Genomic DNA, 18,910 nt, shown 5'->3' with positions numbered 1-18,910 from the left:
ACCGCAATCGGTGGATATATTGGCGCTCGCCTGGGCGCCAGTCTCGTCCAGTTCGAAACGGTGGGTGGACAGCTAGGCGCTCAGATCGGCTCCGCCGTGGGCGCCTATGTTGGTGCGACGATGGCGCAAACCTGGAGTGCTCTGCTGCAGGCCGTTGGCACCACCTATGCGGGCCCCATCGGCGCTGCCATTGGTGCGTTGGTAGGGTACATATTCGGAGGATTGATCGGAAGTCTGTTCTCCAGCGGAAAGCCGCGCTCCTGGGCATCGGTCACCTGGGACGAGGCGAATTCGACCTTCGCCGTCTCTGGTGTTCGCGCCCGTTCAGGCGGCGTGAGTATCGGAGCTACGCTGCTTGCCAATCAGGTCGCAGGCACCATGAACGCGGTTCTGGAGATATCCGGGAGCCGGTTGGCAACAGGCGCGACGGTAGATGGCGGTACCTATGGAACGTATGGCAAGAAGTATCGCTACTGGTCGGAGCCGTCATTCACGACCTCCAAGGCCGAGGATGTAATTTCCTACGGTACGGTGCGGGCGCTGTCCAATCTTCTCGATCGGATGATTGGTGGAGATGTATACATCAAGCGTGCCATTGGAAAGAACCTTGTCAGCCTGGATGCACCGACAAGTTTCAGTCCGACCAATCTATTTGGTGACATGGCCGTTGCTACCGACTATGCGAGATATATTGCCTCTCCGTGGGAAATCAACACTCTGATTGCGGGAGCGCCCGAGAGCGGATTCGCCGCGCAGTGGGCCATTACACTTGTCCGTGTCGAAGAGCTTGGGCTCAACCGGCGTGCCGCATCTGATTGGACGGGAGGGTTCGCCGCGTGGCTTGATCAGCTGGCAGATGGCGTTGTGGATGGTATTGGTCTGATTGCCTCCAATATGACATTGGCGCTCGATCCCGATGGAGGACGAAAGCGCACTTTGGTCAGCTGGACTGGAGACGAGGTTCACTCGTTGGGCGACACCATCGTTACCGCAGACAAGGATCGCATCCTCGGCAGTGCCGGCAACGACAGCATCATCGTCAACGGTGCAACGTTGTCCAGTACCACCGGCCTGCTGATCAACGGCAAGACCCCTTCGGCCACGCATCGCATCGAGATCGCGGCCGTCATCGATGCCGGTGCAGGCGACGATCTGGTCCGGGGTGGAGACCTCGGCAACGATCTGCTCGGAGGCAGCGGCAACGATACCCTGGTGGGCGGCCTGCTCGATGACTGGCTGTTTGGCGGTGACGGCAATGACGTGCTGTTCGCCGGCAATGTCACCAATGTGAACTTCGCCATCGGTGATGCCGGCGCACAGGCGCTGGCGATCGCTGTGCGTGGTGGCAACGGCAACTATCTCGACGGCGGTGCCGGCGATGATCGCCTGTATGGCAGCACCGGTTCGGACTGGCTGGAAGGTGGCGCCGGCAACGACCTGCTGGTGGGTGGCGAGGGTGGTGACATCATCGGCGGTGGCGCCGGCGATGATCGCGGTGCCAATGGCGAAGCGCGCCTGTTCGGTGGGGGCGGCGCGGACCAGTACCTGTTCCGGCTCGGTGACGGCCGCGATGTGGTCTACGACGAAGAGGGGGCGGGGGCCATCCGCGGCAGTGGCGACAGCTTGAATGACCGCCTCGCCAAGATCGCCAATGGACAGCTGGCGCGCAACTGGGCCGGTGGTGGCGAGTACGAGGTCAACGGCTCGGTGAAGGGGGGTGAGGACGCGATCGTGTTCGGCACCGGCCTGTCGCTGCAGAACATCCAGATGCGTCGCTCCTCGGCCAGCGGTGCCGGCAACGACCTGATCATTGCCCTGGTCAGCTATGACGCCGCCGGCAACGCGACCTTGACCGGTGATGAGCTGACCATCAAGGATTGGTTCGAATCCTCGCATCGCGTGGAGTGGCTGCGGTTTGCCGACGGTGAGGACATCCGCATCGGCGACATGACCTCGTACATCATCGGCACGGGTGGCTCGGATGTGATCCTGGGCACCTACGGCGCGGACTTCCTGTATGGCGGCGCCGGCGATGACGAGATCCGCGGTCTGGCCGGCAATGACTTCGGCAATGGTGGCTCGGGCGACGATTTCGTTGCTGGCGATGGCGACCAGGACTGGGTGATGGGCGGCTCCGGCAATGACCAGGTGCTGGGCGGCGCGGGCAATGACACGGTGTTTGGCGATGATGGCAATGACCGGGTGTATGGCGGTACGGGTTCGGACCTGGTGGTCGGCGGCCGTGGCAACGACGAAGTGGTGGGCGGCGAAGGCGATGATGTCTTCCGCTACCAGCGGGGTGATGGCGATGACATCGTCATGGACGACTATGTCGACAACTGGGATCTGGTCTGGGAAAAGGGCGCCTACGTAAACGGCTATGTGCGCAACGCCGATGGCACTGTCAGCAAGGACGGTGTGGTCTATTTCGACGGTTCCACCTGGATCAGCCACAACGACTGGAATGATGAGGCGCAGGTGCTGCGCCGGCACAAGGGCGCGCTCAATGGCCAGATTGCGCGCAACGCGGGTGTTGATTCGCTGGAGTTTGGCGTTGGCATCGACATCCAGGATGTGATGTTGCAGCGCGATGGCAATGACCTGCGCCTGGTGATCGGCCGCGATGGTGAGAAGGAGCGCCTCTCGGCGTCCAGTGACCGGATCACGATCAAGGACTGGTACGCACTCGGTGGATCGATCGAGAACATGGTGTTTGCCGCGACCGGCCGCCATGCGCTCACCGACATGACCCTGCTGGGGGGCGGCGATGGCAATGACACGATTACCGGAACGGCTGGCAAGGACTGGTTGACCGGCAACGGTGGCGATGACGTCATCGACGGTGGTGCGGGCAACGACTTGCTGATGGGCAACGAGGGCGACGATACGCTGCGTGGCGGTACGGGTGACGACATCCTGTACGGCGGCCAGGGCGATGATCTGCTACACGGCGGTGCCGGCGCGGACACCCTGTTCGGCGGCGGTGGCGTGGACATCGCGTCCTACGCGGGCAGTGCGGCGGTGCGCGTCTACCTGGAAGGCACGTTCGCCAATACCGGCGATGCCAAGGGCGACGCCTACAGCAGCATCGAAGGCATCGAGGGCGGCGCCGGCGCCGATCGCCTCGGCGGCAGCATCGGCGCGGATGTGCTGCGTGGTGGCGGTGGCGCGGATGCGCTGTACGGCGGTGAGGGCGACGATGCCTATGAGTACAACGTCGGCGACGGTAGTGATGTCATCTATGAAGGCGCCTTCTATCTGGATGAGGTGATGTCCAGCTCAGGGACGTTTGGATCAGCCTACACGGCGTCCTGGGAGTATCTGGGCCTTGGCGAGACAACGGCGGGCAACAAGCATCAGTATCGTTTGACGGTCAAGGAGATCGCATCCGGCACCGTTGTCTACCAGAGCGTGGACAAGGTGGACTTCCTGTTTGACGCCCCAGTGGCGAACGCGCCAGCCTCCACCACGTGGCCATCGGCGCAGGGGCAGTTCCGTTCGTCGACCTGGCGAAACGGGCCAAATGGGCAACAGATCGTGCGCGAAGTGTTCCAGGCCACCGACGGGGGCCTGGATACGCTGGTACTGGGAGCAGGGCTCAGCCTCTCAAATCTTCGGTTGGCGCTGAGCGGGACGACGCTCCAGGTGGATGTCTTCGCCGCACAGAACGGTACGATCAAGCTCGCCAATCACACGAATGCCCAGCGTCGCGTCGAGTTCATGCAGTTGAAGGACGGACTGGTGCTGGATCTGCGCCAGTTCCGCCAGCTTTCCCAAGGCGGTAGCGCGAGTGACGATGTATTGTTCGGGTCCGATGGCGCGGACACGCTTACGGGTCTTGCAGGTCACGACGTGCTGGCGGGTGGAGATGGCAATGACACGCTGCGGGGCGGCGACGGCGATGACACGCTGGAGGGCGGCGCCGGTGCCGACATCCTCGACGGCGGCAGCGATCGCATCAGCCTCGGCCAGGCCGCGGTGGCGGGTGAAGCCTATGGCGATACCGTCCGATATGTGACCTCCACTGCGTCGCTGGTGCTGGACCTGGCTGCGGGTACTCTGTCGGGCGGGCACGCCGATGGCGATACCCTGGTTGCAGTCAACGGCGTCAGCACGCTGGAGAACGTAGTTGGCAGCGACGGCTTCGCCGATACGATCAGTGGTGATTCACGCGCGAATCGCTTGATCGGGCTGGGTGGCAACGACTGGCTGGATGGGCGGGGCGACGACGACGTGCTCATCGGTGGTGACGGCAATGACACCCTGATGGGCGGCGACGGCAACGATGCGTTGTCCGGCGATGCCGGCGATGACCGACTTGAAGGTGGCGCGGGCAACGATGTGCTGGCCGGTGGCGCGGGTGCTGACGAGCTTTACGGTGGGCTGGGCGACGACCAGATCAGCGGCGATGTAGGCAACGACAAGGCCTGGGGCGGCGAGGGCAATGACACCCTGGGGGGCCAGGACGGAGACGATCAGCTCTACGGCGAGGCCGGCAACGATACCCTGGTGGGTGGCGCAGGCGACGACCTGCTGGATGGCGGCACCGGCAACGACACCCTGGCCGGTGAGGCCGGCCACGACCTGCTGCGGGGCGGTGATGGCAATGACACCTACCTGTTCGATCGGGAGGGTGGCAACGACCGCATCGAAGACGCACTGGGCGTCAATCGCATCGTGCTGCAGAACGTGGCCAACCACGAGGTCTGGCTGCAGAAGGTGGGCAACGATCTGCTGGTCAGCGTGATCGGAGGCAGCACCCGGATCACCATCGCGGGCTACTACTCCGGCGCCAGCCGGATCACCGAGATCGCGACCGGTGCAGGCTCGCTGTTCCTCGCCCACGCCGAGCCGCTGCTTGCGGCAATGGCGGCAGAGTCGGCGTCCGTGCCGGCCGGGATGTCCTCCAGCTTGCAGGGCCTGCTCGGCAGCTACTGGCAGAACTCGAGCAAGCCGGCACCGCTGGTCGAAACGCAGTACCTGGCCACCGATGAGGACGTGCCGCTCAATGGCAGCGTCAATGCCGTCGACCATGACGGGAACATCACCGGGTACACGGTGATCACCGCACCCGGTATGGGGACCGTTGCCCTCAATGCGGCCACGGGTGCCTGGGTCTATACGCCGGCGGCAGACCGCCACGGCACCGACCGCTTCGTGGTCCGGGTGACCGATGCCGACGGCAATACCGCCGACCAGATCGTCGATCTGGTGGTGCGCTCGGTCAACGACGCTCCCAGCGACATCCTCGCGCCGGGGCCGCTGGCGGTGGACGAGAACGCTGCCAACAATCTTTCGTTGGGCCGCTTTGGCCATGTCGACCGTGACGGCGCCGAGGACACAGCCACCTTTACCCTCGTCAATGACGGCGGTGGCCGCTTCCAGATTGCGGCCAATGGCACGCTGAGCGTTCGTGATGGCACCAAGCTGGACTATGAAACCGCCACCGCGCACACCATCCGGGTGCGCGTGACCGACGGTGCCGGCGCGTGGTTCGAGAAGGACTTCACGATCGACATACGCAACATCAACGAGGCGCCGTTCACGCCGACGCGGCCACCGAACACCGCGCCCGTACTGGCCGGTGAAAAGACGGGCGCCGGTACGCTGGTGGGCACCTTCGTGATCGGGGATCCTGACAAGACAACGCCGACCCTGCAGCTGGTGACCAACCCGGGCGGTCTGCTGGAGGTTGTGGGTAACCAGGTACGCGTGCGTGCGGGCGTTGCGATCGACTTCGAGACGCTGGCCGCCGCCCAGGGCGCGACCTTGGTCGATCTGGATGGCGACGGCATCAAGGAGGTGCTGCTGACCGCAAGCGTGAGGGCGTACGACGGCAGCCTGGCATCTGCTTCGACGCTCAGCTTCACCTATGCCATCGAAGACGAGAATGAAGCACCGACGGCGGTGGTGTTCGCGGCCACCACCACCAGCCTCAGCGAAACCGATCGGGTTCCCACCGGAACTGCGCTGCCGGCGATCCTGCTCGGCACGCTGTCGGCCACCGATCCAGACACCACGGCAGGCAGTGATTTCGCCACGATGGTGTACAGCGTGTCCGACAGCCGCTTCGAGATCATCAACGGCAACCAGCTGCGCCTGAAGGCCGGTGCGATCGTTGACTATGAAGCGGGAAGCAACGTCACCGTGACGGTCACCGCGACCGATCGCGGCGGCGCCGGGTTGAGCGTCAGCAAGCAGTTGGTCTTCACCGTGGTCAACCGCGATGACTACCTGTACGGCACTGCCGCTGGAGAAACGCTGGTCGGCCAGGCCAACCGGGACGTGATCCAGGGGCTCGGCGGCAACGACATCATCAACGGCGGCGGTGGCAACGACGACCTGTACGGCGGCGATGGCGATGACAATCTGCGCGGTGAGGCTGGCGACGACAAACTGTGGGGCGAGCTGGGTCGAGACACGCTGTACGGTGGCGCAGGCGTCGACGAGCTGCGTGGCGGTGATGGCGATGACAACCTGTATGGCGAAGACGGTGATGATCGCCTGTACGGCGACGCCGGCAATGACATCCTCGATGGCGGTGCCGGCAATGACCTGCTGGAAGGGGCCATCGGCAATGACACGCTGCGCGGCGGCGTCGGCAACGACATCCTGCGCGGTGGCGATGGCGACGATATCCTCGATGGCGGTGCCGGTGCCGACACCCTGTCCGGAGGCGCCGGTGTCGATACGCTGACCTATGCATCGGCAACGGCCGGCGTGGTGCTGAACCTGGCGACGGGAACCCATGGCGGCGCAGCGGCCGGTGACGTGCTTGAAGATGCATTCGAGCGGATCATCGGCAGTGCATTCAACGACACCATCACCGGTAGCGCGGGTGATGACTACATCGAGGGCGGTGCCGGCAATGACACGCTCTACGGTGGGGCCGGCAATGACACGCTCTATGGTGGTGACGGTGATGATCTGCTGGATGCGCAGGCCGGCAACGATACGCTGTATGGCGGCGCCGGCAGCGACATTCTGATCGGTGGCGATGACAGTGACGTCTATCTGATCGATCGCGATTCGGGTGCGGATGAGATCCGCAATTACGATTCCAGTGGCGACGACATCGACGTCATCGGCTACCGCGACATCAGTCGGAATGATCTGTGGTTCAGCCGCACCGGCGATGACCTGGTGATCTCGGTGATCGGTACCAGCGTGGTGACCACGATCAAGGGCTGGTACACCACCACCAACGCCAATGATCGCGCCAACTACAAGATCGATTTCTTCCTGGCCGGCGAGCACGCCAGCAGCACGATCAATGCAGAGGCACTGGTCGCGCTGATGGCCGGCCGCACCAAGCCCGTCACGGTCGCGGCCTATCAGGCATTGCATGCCGACGGCACGTTCGAGAACCAGTGGCGGCACTATTGGGATGGCAACGGCCTGCCGTCGATCAGCATCGTACCGGATCAGTCGATCAACGAGGATGGCCAGGTCGCCCTGCAGTTCACCGTCGGTGATGACCTGACCCCGGCATCCGGGGTCACCGTGCGTGCCGTGGCGGTGGATGCGACTGACCTCACGACGGTGGTTGCCTGGATGAATACTCCGACCATCACTGCGGGAGCCAACGGCGAGCGCACGGTGACGCTGGTGCCGAAGGGCAACACCAGCGGACGCGTTGCGATCAAGCTGATCGCAACCGATGCCGGTGGGCTGGTGACCGAGCGCGTGTTCTTCATGAATGTGGCGCCGGTAGTGGACGCGCCGGTGATTACCCGTGCCGTGCAGGTCGGCAAGACGCTTGATGGCGGAACGCTGACGCTGGACGTGCAGGCTGCCCTCACCGACACCGACGGGTCGGAAACGCTGGAGATCCGCATCTCCAACCTTCCGACCGGGCTGACCCTGAACAAGGGAACGAACCTGGGCAACGGCGTGTGGTCGCTGACGCCGGCGCAGCTGGCCGGTCTGGCGCTGGTCGGCCCGGCCACGTGGTCGGCCGATCTGACCGGCACTGCGGCGCTGACCGTGACCGCCATCGCCAAGGAGACCGCCACCGGCCTGACCAGCAGCAAGACGCAGACCCTGTCGGTCTCCATCAACGCGCGTCCGACCGACATCACGGTCGACCGCGCGTTGAGCACGGTCGAATCCACGGCGGATGCGCCGGTGGCCAATGGCACGGTGCTGGGCAACTTCGCCCGCGTCGACGCGGACAACGATGGCTTCACCTTCAGCCTGACCGACAATGCCGGTGGCCGCTTTGCGATTTCCGCGGCGGGTGTACTGACGGTGGCCAATGCCAGCCTGCTCGACTACGAGACCAACACATCGCATCAGATCGTGGTGCGCGTGACCGACGCCGGTGGCCTCACCCGCGACAAGACCTTCACCGTGGCGGTGACCAACGTCGATGAAGCTCCGGCGATACCGACCGTGTCCAGCCAGCCGGTGGCCATCGCTGCCGAAAATGCCGCGTTGGGCGGTGTGGTGATTGCCAACCTGGCTTCCAGCGGCGGCAATGGCAGCTACAGCTATGTGCTGGAGGGAGACTCGCGCGGCTGGTTCACCCTGGTCGGTAACCAGCTGAAGTTCCGTGACGGCCTGGTGCTGGATTTCGAGGCGCTGAAGGCCGCCGGCATGACACTGAGCGATGCTGACAGCGATGGCCGCCAGGAGGTGGTGTACTCGGTGTCGGTGAAAGCGGTATCCGGTGGATTGACCTCGGCAGGTGCGCGCACCATTACCGTGCGCCTGGAGGACGTCAACGACGCGCCTCATGGTATCACTGCCGACCGCTCGCTCAGCATTGCCGAGAACACGGGCAACGGCACCGAGGTCGGCAGGTTCAGCGGCCAGGACCAAGATGCCACCGACGGCCTGACCTTCACCCTGGTCAACAATGCCGGCGGCCGCTTTGCCATCACTGCTGCTGGTGTACTGAGCGTCGCCAATGGTGGGCTGCTGGACTACGAGGCAGCCACTTCGCATGCAATTACAGTGAGGGTGACCGACACCCACGGCGCGACCCGCGACCAAGTGTTCCAAGTGGGCGTGTCCAACGTCAACGAAGCACCACGAACGCCGGACGTCGTGCAGCACGTGGCCCTCACCTCCGAGAACACCGGCGTGTCCGGGCAGGTGGTAGCCACGCTGTCCTCGTCTGATCCGGACGGGACCACACCCTCGTATCAGATCATCAACGACCCCTTTGCCTGGTTCGTCATTTCCGGAAACCAGCTCAAGTACAACGTCAGCGGCTTCGATTTCGAAGCGGTTGCACCGTACCTGCAGCTGATTGACGGCGACGGCGACGGCCAGCTGGAGGCTTACTACAACGTCACGGTCCGTGCCACGGATGGTGCGCTGGTGTCGGGCAACCGCGAGATCACGGTACGCATCGAAGACGTCAACGAAGCGCCGACAACCTGGGGCCAGAGCCTGACGCTGGCTGAATCGTCGCCGGGTGCAGGGCAGACCGTGTTCCAGTTCACCAACTGGTCCGACCCCGACAGCCAGTGGTACAACCGCGACCACCGTTTTGCCATTACCGGCGGCGCCAGCAATCTGTTCGGCATCAATGCCACCACCGGGCAGATCGCATTGCACGGGCAGCTGGACTATGAAACCGCACAGAGCCACCAGATCCAGGTGACCGTCACCGATCGCGGGGGCCTGTCCAGCAGTACCTGGGTGACGATCAATGTGCAGAACGTCAATGAGCGGCCGACGATCGCGACCTGGCAGGATGGAAATTTCTACCAGGTGCTTGCTGCGAATGACCAGGAGGACTTCTACGCCATCATGCATGTCACCAGTGCAGTGGAGTTCACTGGCGTCTCCGGCCAGTATTGGGATACTTACTCGGGTGACACCTACACGTTCGATGGAGGTACCACAACGCGCGGTATCTCGGGTGATGGTTTCCTGACTCCTTACGGAAGCAACATCTTCGATTCGCGCATTGTGGGCCGTGGCGGCCGCCGAACGGAGACATCTGGGGACTGGGGCGATCCGCGAGGTAGCGGCGCGGGCTACTTCCAGGAGACCTACTACGACACATGGTATGAGATCGTCGTCCAAGCGGTGGATTCTGCAGGCCTGTGGAGTGATCCTTTGAAGTTTGTCGTCAACCAGTGGGGCGGGCGCCTGGGCCCAGTCGTACTTGATTTGGATGGCGACGGCGTCGAGACCGTGGGCTGGGCGCAAAGCGCCACGCGCTTCGACATGAATGGTGATGGCGTGCGTGACCTGACAGGCTGGGTCGGGCCACACGATGGCCTGCTTGTCCTGGACCGCAACCGCAACGGCACGATCGATTCCGGCGCCGAAATCTCGTTCACGATGGATCTGGAGGGGGCCCATTCCGACCTTGAAGGCCTGGCTGCCTATGACAGCAATGGTGACCGGCGCCTGGATGCCAACGACGCTCGCTTTGCAGAGTTCCAGGTCTGGCGCGACGCGAACCGCGATGGCATCAGCCAGGTCGGTGAACTGTTGACGTTGCAACAGGCGGGCGTGGCGTCGATCAATCTTGATGCGCGCCGCACCGGGCAGATGCCCGGTACATCGCCGGACAACACCACCTACGCCAACGGTCAGTACACCCGTACCGATGGCACCCAGGCGGCCTTGTCGGACATGTTCTTCGCATTTGGAGAGCGGGAGGAGGACGCTGACGGGGACGGCTTGAATCTCAACGCTGGCGCCGGCAAGGGCGGACGTGACCTGGGCAGCGGTGATGCCGCCTCCGGCCGGGTCAACCGCCGAGGCGGCGATCCACGCTTCGCGCCTGCAGCTGACCTGTCGCAGGCCCCGGCGGAACTGGCGGCGGCAGAATCCCGGGATCGCTTCGGTGGCGTTGAGCCCACCGCCGCCGAGCGTATGCAGCAATCGGCTCGGTCGGAACAGCGTGCCCCCATCGACGAAAGCATTCCGTCCGGCCCGGCTACACAGCGCTCAGCCTTGCATGACAATCTGGCGCTGGCGCAGAAGAAGCGCTTCCAGATGATCGAAGCGATGTCCACGTTCGACGCCCAGCCCTATGCCCAGGGCATCAGCACGGCCGCGCGCGATCCGGCCACCATGGAACTGTTGACCGCCATTCCCGACTACAGGATTTCCCGTTCATGATCACTTCCACGACAGACACCGCCGCCGCCGAAGGGGCACCGCGCACTGTTGCCGAGGCTCTGGGCCAGATCGTCTGGCTGCTTTCGCAATCGCCGCTGCACCGTGAGATGCAGCTCAAGGACCTGGAATGGTCGTTCATGCCGCCGCTGCTGAAGGAGCAGTTCCGGGTGTTCCGTTTCGGCACACTGCCGCCGCTGCCGGGCATGCAGGAAGCCGGTGCGGCCTTCGCCGGGTTGACCCAGCAGGCGCTGGAGCAGCTGCCGCTGGGCGTTGCGATCTGGGCGAACCTGTCCGAGCAGGCCGAGCAGAAGCTGGAGCAGGGCGAGCGGCTGGAACTGGACGACTGGAACAGTGGCGATCGCCTGTGGCTGATCGAGTTCATCACCCCCTTCGCCCAGCCCGGCAACGGCCTGGCCGAGGCCATGCTGGGCGATCTGCTGACCGGGCCGTTCGCGGGGCGCAGCCTGTCCATGCACCGGACCGATCCGGCCACCGGCCGGCGTGACAAGGTGACCCTGGGCGGCGTGCCGTCGCAGGCGGCCTGATCCGGGAAGGGTGAACGTCCGCCCCGGCCGCCACTCTGGCGGTCGGGGGAACAGCGGCAAGCCCGGTGGGCTGGGGCTCGATGATAGAATGCCGGGTTTCTGGCAGTGCCCACCCATGGGCGGCCGGGTATCGGCAACTCCGGCTGTGTGCTATGACAGGCACCAGCCCCCGGACAATGGAATCACTTACCTATGGCGCGCGGCATCAACAAAGTCATCCTGGTCGGCAACCTCGGCAACGACCCGGACGTGAAGTACACCCAGGGTGGCATGGCGATCACCCGCATCAGCCTGGCCACCACCAGCGTCCGCAAGGACAAGGATGGCAACCAGCAGGAACGTACCGAATGGCACCGCGTGGTGTTCTTCGGCAAGCTCGGCGAAATCGCCGGCGAGTACCTGCGCAAGGGCAGCTCGGTGTATGTCGAAGGCAGCCTGCGCTACGACAAGTACACCGGCCAGGACGGCGTGGAGAAGTACTCCACCGACATCATCGCCGACGAGATGCAGATGCTGGGCGGCCGCGGTGAAGGCGGCGGTGGTGGTGGTGGTGGCGGCAATTACGGCGGCGGTGAGCGCCCGCAGCGCCAGCAGGCGCCGCGCCAGGAGTACGGCGGCGGCGGCGGCGGTGGCCAGCGCGGAGGCCAGGGTGGTGGCTATGGCAACCAGGGCGGCAACCAGGGCGGCGGCTACGGCAACCAGGGTGGCAACCAGCGCCCGCAGCCGCAGCAGGCGCCGCCGATGGACGACTTCGCTGATGACGATATTCCGTTCTGATCGAACGGTCGCCTGCAGCAGAAAAGAAAGCCCCGCGATGCGGGGCTTTTCTTTTTCCGGAATCCATTCGGAGTTGTGCCCCGCAGCATCGGTTTTCGTGCACCGCGACTTGCAAACAGACAATTTCCTCCCCTATGGTGCAATCGATTGCATTGCTGTGAATCGTTGCGTTTGATACCGGTTGGGAGGCCGGCAGGTGGATGTCCATCCATTCGATCAGACCGGCCCCGGCGACGGGCCTCACGCGGCGCGATGCGCTGCGTCTCGCAGTTGCCGGCAGCATTGGCTTGGGGGCGGCAGGCATGCTCCCCGCATTCGCCGCCACTGCGCAACTCAAGGGCAACCTGAAGCATTCCGTCGCCCGCTGGACCTTCCCGCAGCTGTCGGTCGCCCAGCTCTGCACGACAGTGAAGGACATCGGTTTTGCCGCGATCGACCTGGTCGGTCCGGAGGACTGGCCGACGCTGAAGGCCAACGGCGTGTACAGCTCGATGTGCAACGGCGCGGAGCTGGGCCTGACCAAGGGCTTTGCTGGCCGCCAGTTCCATGACCAGTTGGTGGAACGCTACACGCGGCACATCGATCTGGTCGCCGATGCCGGTTATCGCAACCTGATCTGCTTCTCCGGCAACCGCAACGGCATGGACCCGAAGGAAGGTCTGGCCAATGCAGAGGCCGGCCTCAAGCGCATCCTCGGGCACGCCGAGAAGCGCGGTGTGGTGCTGGTGATGGAGCTGTTGAACTCCAAGGTCGATCATCGCGACTACCTGTGCGACCACTCCGCATGGGGTGTGGAGCTGTGCCAGCGGCTCGGCTCGGACAACTTCGGCCTGCTCTACGACATCTACCACATGCAGATCATGGAAGGCGACATCATCGCCACCATCGGCAAGCATCATGCCTGCTTCAAGCATTACCACACCGCGGGCGTGCCCGGCCGGAACGAGATCGGAGACCAGCAGGAGCTCCACTATCCGGCCATCTGCCGCGCAATCCGCGACACCGGTTTCAAGGGATATCTGGCGCAGGAGTTCATGCCTGCAGCGCCCGATCCCGTTGGCTCATTGCGCGAGGCAATCCGCCTCTGCGACGTCTGAAACGATATCCACCCAGGTGAGAAACCCATGGCAGATAATCACTACGACGCCATTGTTGTTGGCTCGGGAATCAGTGGCGGTTGGGCAGCGAAGGAGCTGACCGAAAAGGGCCTGAAGGTCCTGATGCTGGAACGCGGACGCAACATCGAGCACGTCAAGGACTACGTCAATGCGATGAAGGAGGCATGGGATTTCCCGCATCGAAACCGGCCCACCCAGGCGATGAAAGCCGATTTCCCGGTGCTGATGCGCGACTACGGGCTGGCCGAAAACCTGGAAGGAATGTGGGCCAACGAGCAGGACTCGCCCTACGTCGAGACCAAGCGCTTCGACTGGTTCCGTGGTTACCACGTCGGCGGCCGCTCATTGTTATGGGGCCGGCAGAGCTATCGCTTCTCCGACCTGGACTTCGAGGCGAACCTCAAGGACGGCATCGCGGCCGATTGGCCGATCCGCTACGCCGATATCGCGCCGTGGTACGACCATGTGGAGAAGTTCGCCGGTATTGCTGGTACGCGTGAAGGGCTGGACGTGTTGCCGGATGGCGAGTTCCTGCCGCCTATCCCATTGAACATCGTCGAGAAGGACGTGGCCGCACGGATCAAAAAGGCATTCGGCGGCACCCGGCACATGATCCACTCGCGCACTGCCAACATCACCAAGCCCATGCCCGAGCAGGGCCGCGTCAACTGCCAGTACCGCAACAAGTGCATCCTGGGTTGCCCCTTCGGCGCTTACTTTTCCACCCAGGCAGCGACACTGCCGGCGGCGATGAAGACCGGCAACCTGACCTTGCGGCCGTTCTCGATCGTCAAGGAAGTGCTCTACGACAAGGACCGCAAGCGTGCCCGCGGCGTGGAGGTCATCGACGCCGAGACCGGCCAGACCTACCAGTACACCGCCAAGGTCATCTTCCTCAACGCCTCGTCGTTCAACTCGACGTGGCTGTTGATGAACTCGGCCACCGATGTCTGGGACGGCGGGCTGGGCTCCTCGTCGGGCGAGTTGGGGCACAACGTGATGGACCATCATTTCGGTGCGGGTGCCTCCGGCCGCGTCGAGGGATACGAAGACAAGTACTACTTCGGCCGTCGTCCGTGCGGTTTCTACATTCCGCGGTTCCGCAACGTCGCGGCCGACAAACGCGGCTACCTGCGCGGCTTCGGCTACCAGGGCGGTGCCAGCCGCACGGGGTGGTCGCGCGAGATCGCCGAGCTCAACATCGGTGCCGACCTTAAGGAAGCGCTGACCGTGCCGGGCGACTGGCGTATCGGCATGACCGGCTTCGGCGAAATGCTGCCGCACCACGACAATACGATCCGCTTGGACCGGGAGCGCAAGGACAAGTGGGGGCTGCCGGTACTGGCGATGGACGTTGCCATGCGCGCCAACGAACTGGCGATGCGCAAGGACATGGCCGCCGATGCCGCAGAGATGCTGGAAGCGGCCGGCGTCAAGGACGTGAAGATGCATGACAACGACTATGCCCCGGGCAAGGGCATCCACGAGATGGGAACCGCGCGGATGGGACGTGATCGGAAGAGCTCGGTGCTGAACCAGCACAACCAGGTCTGGGATGCGCCCAACGTGTATGTCACCGACGGTGCCTGCATGACCTCCAGCGCCTGCGTGAATCCTTCGCTGACCTACATGGCGCTGACGGCCCGGGCCGCCGACCATGCGGTGCGCGAACTGAAAGCGGGGAACCTCTGATGGATCGCCGTGAACTGTTGAAAATGATCGTCGCCGCCACCGGTGCGGCCATGGTCGGCCTGCCTGCGCTCGTGCAGGGGCAGGCCCCGGCCGCCACTGCGAAGATCCATTTCTCCGACGCCGATGTCGGCACGCTGGACGAGATAGCCGAGACCATCCTGCCGCGGACCCGGACGCCAGGCGCGAAGGATGCCGGCGCCGGACTGTTCATGGCGACGTTCGTCAGCGACTGCTATACCGCCCGACAGCAGGCGACGTTCCGCGCCGGGCTGGCCGATATCGACAAGCGCGCGGGTGGCCGGTTCGTATCGCTCACACCGGTAGCCCGCACCGAATTGCTGCGCACGCTCGATGCGGAAGCCAAGGCACGTCATGCCGATGTGACCGAAACCGGTACGCCTGAAGAGGGCGAGGCGATGCCACACTACTTCACGATGCTCAAGCAGCTGGCCATCTTCGGATTCTTTACCTCCAAAGTCGGCGCGACCGGGGTGCTGCAGTACGTTGCGGTGCCGGGGCGCTACGATGGCGACCTCGCCTATGTTCCCGGCACGCCGGCGTGGGGGACCAGCTGATGGAGCGCAAAAGGATGATCAAGCCGCTGCTGATCGCGGTGACCGTGCTGGTTGCCGCACCCGCCTTCGCGCAGAACGGTGCCGACGCTGCACGCGATCCGAAGAAGACCGAGGTGTGGACGCCGGTGCCTGCGACCGTGGCCACGCCGCCAGGCAGGGCCCCGTCCGACGCAATCGTGCTGTTCGATGGCAAGGATGTCTCCGCGTGGGAGGCGGAGCAGGGCGGACGCGTGCCCTGGAAGGTTGCCGATGGCGCCATGACCGTCGTGCCCGGCAGCAAGGGTATTCGCACCAGGCAACGCTTCTGCGATGTCCAACTGCATGTCGAGTGGCGCACACCCGCCGACACGAAGGGCTTCGACGGACAGAACCGGGGCAACAGCGGCATCTTCCTGCAGGAGCTGTATGAGCTGCAGGTGCTCGACAGCTACAACAACCCGACCTATGCCAACGGCCAGGCAGGCTCGGTCTACAAACAGGCGATGCCGTTGGTGAACGTCTCGCGCGCACCGGGTGAGTGGCAGGCCTACGACATCCTCTGGAAAGCACCGCGCTTCTCGGCGGGCGGCGGCCTTGCGTCGCCCGCGCGCATCACGGTGCTGCACAACGGCGTGCTGGTGCAGGACGACACCGTGCTGGCAGGCAAGACCGAATACATCGGTGCGCCTTCCTACGCGCCACATGGGTGTGCGCCGCTCTACCTGCAGGAGCACGACTCCAGGGTCAGCTACCGCAACATCTGGGTGCGCGAGCTGTAGTGGCACGCGGCCGGCGTGGTTGCCGGCCGCTTACTTCGCCAGGTAGCTGGCGATGTCATCGATTTCCTGCTGCGACAGCTGGGAGAAGGGCGGCATCAGCCCGCCGCCCTTGCTGATCTTTTCCTTGATCTGCGCGGGTGCCATGCGCTTGCCGATATCGGTGAGCGCCGGGAATGCGCCCGGCATGCCCGCGCGATCCGCACCATGGCAGGCCACGCAGTTCGCGGTGTAGAGCTTTGCACCGGCGGCCGGGTCATCCTTGCACCATGCTGCTGTCGCAAGGCTCATGCCGCCCAGGGCCACGGCCATTGCCAGGATCATTTTCATGTGGGGACTCCTTGATGCGTCAGCGCTGCGCACGGGCGGGCACGTTGGCGAGCAGGTGTTCACGCAGGTAATCCGCGCCGGTCTGGATGACCTTGGCCGGATCGCGTGGCTGGTCGTGCTCGATGATGTACCAGTGCACGCCAGCGGCCGCAGCAGCAGGCAGGATCGCGTTCCAGTCCAGCACGCCCTGGCCCACCGCAGCGAATCCGCCTTCGTCTTCGGCCTGGTCCTTCGGCGCATTGTCCTTGGCATGCACGGCGAACATGTGGCCGCGGAATTTTCCCAGCATCACCGCCGGATCCAAGCCCGCACGCGCGACCCAGGCCAGGTCCAGCTCGGTCTGCAGGTCGGGGCCGGCCGCGGCGAACAGCAGTTCCAGGCCCGTCCTGCCGTTGAAGTCGACCAGCTCGAAGTCGTGGTTGTGGTAGGCCAGACGCATGCCCTTGGCCCGCACCTGCTTGGCGATACCTCCCAGTTCCTGGCCCAGCGCGATCCAGCCCGCCGCGTCGGCCGGGCGATCCTTCTTGTCCAGGTATGGCACCACAAGCGTCGTGTTGCCGATTGATCGGTTGAAGGCGATCACACCGTCCAGGTTGCTGCGCAACTCGGCCAACGGCACGTGCGATGAGATCGCCTTGATCGAATACCGGTCCAGCAGCTGCTTGAGTTCCGTCGCGCTGGTGTTCTGGGTGCCGACAGTCTCCACCGCATGGACGCCTGCGTCGTGGACGATCTTCAACTGCCGCTCGAGCGAGCCGGCATCGCGCAAAGTGTACATCTGCACCGCGATCGGCTGCTGCGTGCTGGCGGCTTCGACTGAAAAAGCGGGCAGGGCAGTGAGCAGCAGGATGAGACTTGCAGTTCTACGGACAAGGGCTTTCATCAACAGATCCTCCCGGGTTCCAACCGATGGTGGTCCAGGCGCGCGACCTGGCCGATGCAATGACACGATCGACGATCTGCGCCGAGCGCAGCCCATCTTCGAAGGTCGGCAGTCCCTGCGGGCGCTCGCCGTTGATGGCGCGATAGGTGTCGGCAACAAATGCTTCGAAACACTGCGCGTAGCCCTGCGCGTGACCGGCCGGCAACACCGACAGCCGGCGTTGCTCGGCACTGCCGGCGCCGGGCCCACGCACGAAGATTTCCTCGCGCTGGTCGGGCAGGCCGATCCACAGCCGCTCGGCGTCTTCCTGGTTGAAAGCCACGCTGGCGTTGGCGCCGTCGATCTCGAACCAGAGGCGATTGCGGCGTCCGGCCGAGACCTGGCTGACCGTCAGCGACGCCAGCGTACCGGCGCCGGTTCTGAACATTGCCGCCGCCACATCCTCGCTCGTCACCGCCTGCATCGGGCTGCCCCCCGTCGGCGTGCTGAAGCTCTGGCCGGTGTCGGTGCCACGTTCGGCGATCACGGTATCGAACGCGGCGCTGACTTCGGTGAAGCGCTCGCCGCTGACCCATTCCACCAGGTCGCACCAGTGTGAGCCGATGTCGGCGAACACGCGCGATGCGCCACCCAGCGCCGGGTCCACGCGCCAGTTGTTGCTGGCAGGGTCCAGCAGCCAGTCCTGCAGGTAGCTGCCGTGGATCAGATGCAGCGGCCCCAGATCGCCTTGGGCGATGCGTGCGCGCGCCTCGCGCACCACCGGGTGGTAGCGGTAGACGAAGGGCACCGTAGCAACCAGTCCGGTCGACGCGGCCAAACCTGCCAGCGCCTGCGCATCTTCCAGCGTGGTGGCCAGCGGCTTCTCGCAGATCACGTGCTTGCCGGCTTCCAGCGCAGACTGCGCCATCGAGCGGTGCAGATGGTTGGGCGTGCAGACGTGTACGACCTGCACCTGCGGATCGACGACCACCTCCTCGATGTTCCGGTAGGCGCGCGGCACATTCCACGACTGCGCTGCCTCACGCGCGCGCTGCGGTGACGAGGCCGCCACGCCGCATACCTCGGCACCAGCCAGCAATGCCGCACGGCGATGCACGGTACCGATCATGCCGGCGCCGATGATGGCGATTCCAAGCTTTGGCAT

The 18,910-nt window shown here is 64.4% G+C and carries 10 protein-coding genes; 7 read left to right on the top strand and 3 right to left on the bottom strand.

Going from position 1 to position 18,910, the window contains the following annotated elements; translation table 11 throughout:
- Positions 1-969: 969 nt before the first annotated feature.
- From AC07M7_RS02035 to AC07M7_RS02005, 7 genes are all read left to right on the top strand, one after another.
- Positions 970-11,091, top strand: coding sequence for an SPM autocatalytic domain-containing protein (locus AC07M7_RS02035; RefSeq protein ID WP_495206632.1), 10,122 nt, complete (start codon positions 970-972; stop codon positions 11,089-11,091).
- A complete protein-coding gene (locus tag AC07M7_RS02030; protein WP_136638394.1) occupies positions 11,088-11,636 on the top strand; it encodes a toxin-activating lysine-acyltransferase in 549 nt (182 codons plus the stop codon). The genes AC07M7_RS02035 and AC07M7_RS02030 overlap by 4 nt, the downstream gene beginning before the upstream one ends.
- 192 nt (positions 11,637-11,828) lie before the next feature.
- Positions 11,829-12,413 carry a single-stranded DNA-binding protein gene (locus tag AC07M7_RS02025; protein ID WP_426354060.1) on the top strand — a complete coding sequence of 195 codons (585 nt, stop codon included), beginning with the start codon at positions 11,829-11,831 and terminating at the stop codon, positions 12,411-12,413.
- Positions 12,414-12,613: 200 nt separating this feature from the next.
- Positions 12,614-13,510, top strand: a complete 897-nt coding sequence (locus tag AC07M7_RS02020) for a hydroxypyruvate isomerase family protein (RefSeq protein ID WP_211195185.1) — start codon at positions 12,614-12,616, stop codon at positions 13,508-13,510.
- 27 nt (positions 13,511-13,537) lie between these two features.
- Positions 13,538-15,223, top strand: a complete 1,686-nt coding sequence (locus tag AC07M7_RS02015; RefSeq protein ID WP_046985709.1) for a GMC oxidoreductase — start codon at positions 13,538-13,540, stop codon at positions 15,221-15,223.
- On the top strand, positions 15,223-15,798 hold the full coding sequence (locus tag AC07M7_RS02010; RefSeq protein WP_295377407.1) for a gluconate 2-dehydrogenase subunit 3 family protein: 576 nt from the start codon (positions 15,223-15,225) through the stop codon (positions 15,796-15,798). Before AC07M7_RS02015 ends, AC07M7_RS02010 begins: the two co-directional genes overlap by 1 nt.
- Before the next feature lie 14 nt (positions 15,799-15,812).
- The gene (locus tag AC07M7_RS02005; RefSeq protein WP_495206631.1) at positions 15,813-16,556 is read left to right on the top strand and encodes a 3-keto-disaccharide hydrolase; all 744 of its coding nucleotides are present in this window, start codon (positions 15,813-15,815) and stop codon (positions 16,554-16,556) included.
- 30 nt (positions 16,557-16,586) lie between these two features.
- Here the strand turns inward: AC07M7_RS02005 and AC07M7_RS02000 are convergent, their stop codons facing one another.
- The 3 genes from AC07M7_RS02000 to AC07M7_RS01990 are packed head-to-tail and all read right to left on the bottom strand — an operon-like array spanning position 16,587 to position 18,910.
- The gene (locus AC07M7_RS02000) at positions 16,587-16,883 is read right to left on the bottom strand and encodes a c-type cytochrome (RefSeq protein ID WP_495206630.1); all 297 of its coding nucleotides are present in this window, start codon (positions 16,881-16,883) and stop codon (positions 16,587-16,589) included.
- 19 nt (positions 16,884-16,902) lie between these two features.
- Positions 16,903-17,766, bottom strand: coding sequence for a sugar phosphate isomerase/epimerase family protein (locus AC07M7_RS01995; RefSeq protein ID WP_495206629.1), 864 nt, complete (start codon positions 17,764-17,766; stop codon positions 16,903-16,905).
- Positions 17,747-18,910, bottom strand: a complete 1,164-nt coding sequence (locus tag AC07M7_RS01990; protein WP_495206628.1) for a Gfo/Idh/MocA family protein — start codon at positions 18,908-18,910, stop codon at positions 17,747-17,749. Before AC07M7_RS01990 ends, AC07M7_RS01995 begins: the two co-directional genes overlap by 20 nt.

Source organism: Stenotrophomonas sp. GW821-FHT09E08 (assembly GCF_059416125.1).
The sequence above is the reverse complement of the archived record's forward strand: the minus strand, read 5'-3'. Positions and strand labels throughout refer to the sequence as shown.

Excerpts from the sequence above, each read along its gene's own strand:
- AC07M7_RS02030 (WP_136638394.1), top strand. The coding sequence starts at position 11,088 with ATGATCACTTCCACGACAGACACCGCCGCCGCCGAAGGGGCACCGCGC.
- AC07M7_RS02025 (WP_426354060.1), top strand. The coding sequence starts at position 11,829 with ATGGCGCGCGGCATCAACAAAGTCATCCTGGTCGGCAACCTCGGCAAC.
- AC07M7_RS02020 (WP_211195185.1), top strand. The coding sequence starts at position 12,614 with ATGTCCATCCATTCGATCAGACCGGCCCCGGCGACGGGCCTCACGCGG.
- AC07M7_RS02015 (WP_046985709.1), top strand. The coding sequence starts at position 13,538 with ATGGCAGATAATCACTACGACGCCATTGTTGTTGGCTCGGGAATCAGT.
- AC07M7_RS02010 (WP_295377407.1), top strand. The coding sequence starts at position 15,223 with ATGGATCGCCGTGAACTGTTGAAAATGATCGTCGCCGCCACCGGTGCG.
- AC07M7_RS02005 (WP_495206631.1), top strand. The coding sequence starts at position 15,813 with ATGATCAAGCCGCTGCTGATCGCGGTGACCGTGCTGGTTGCCGCACCC.
- AC07M7_RS02000 (WP_495206630.1), bottom strand. The coding sequence starts at position 16,883 with ATGAAAATGATCCTGGCAATGGCCGTGGCCCTGGGCGGCATGAGCCTT.
- AC07M7_RS01995 (WP_495206629.1), bottom strand. The coding sequence starts at position 17,766 with ATGAAAGCCCTTGTCCGTAGAACTGCAAGTCTCATCCTGCTGCTCACT.
- AC07M7_RS01990 (WP_495206628.1), bottom strand. The coding sequence starts at position 18,910 with ATGCCAAAGCTTGGAATCGCCATCATCGGCGCCGGCATGATCGGTACC.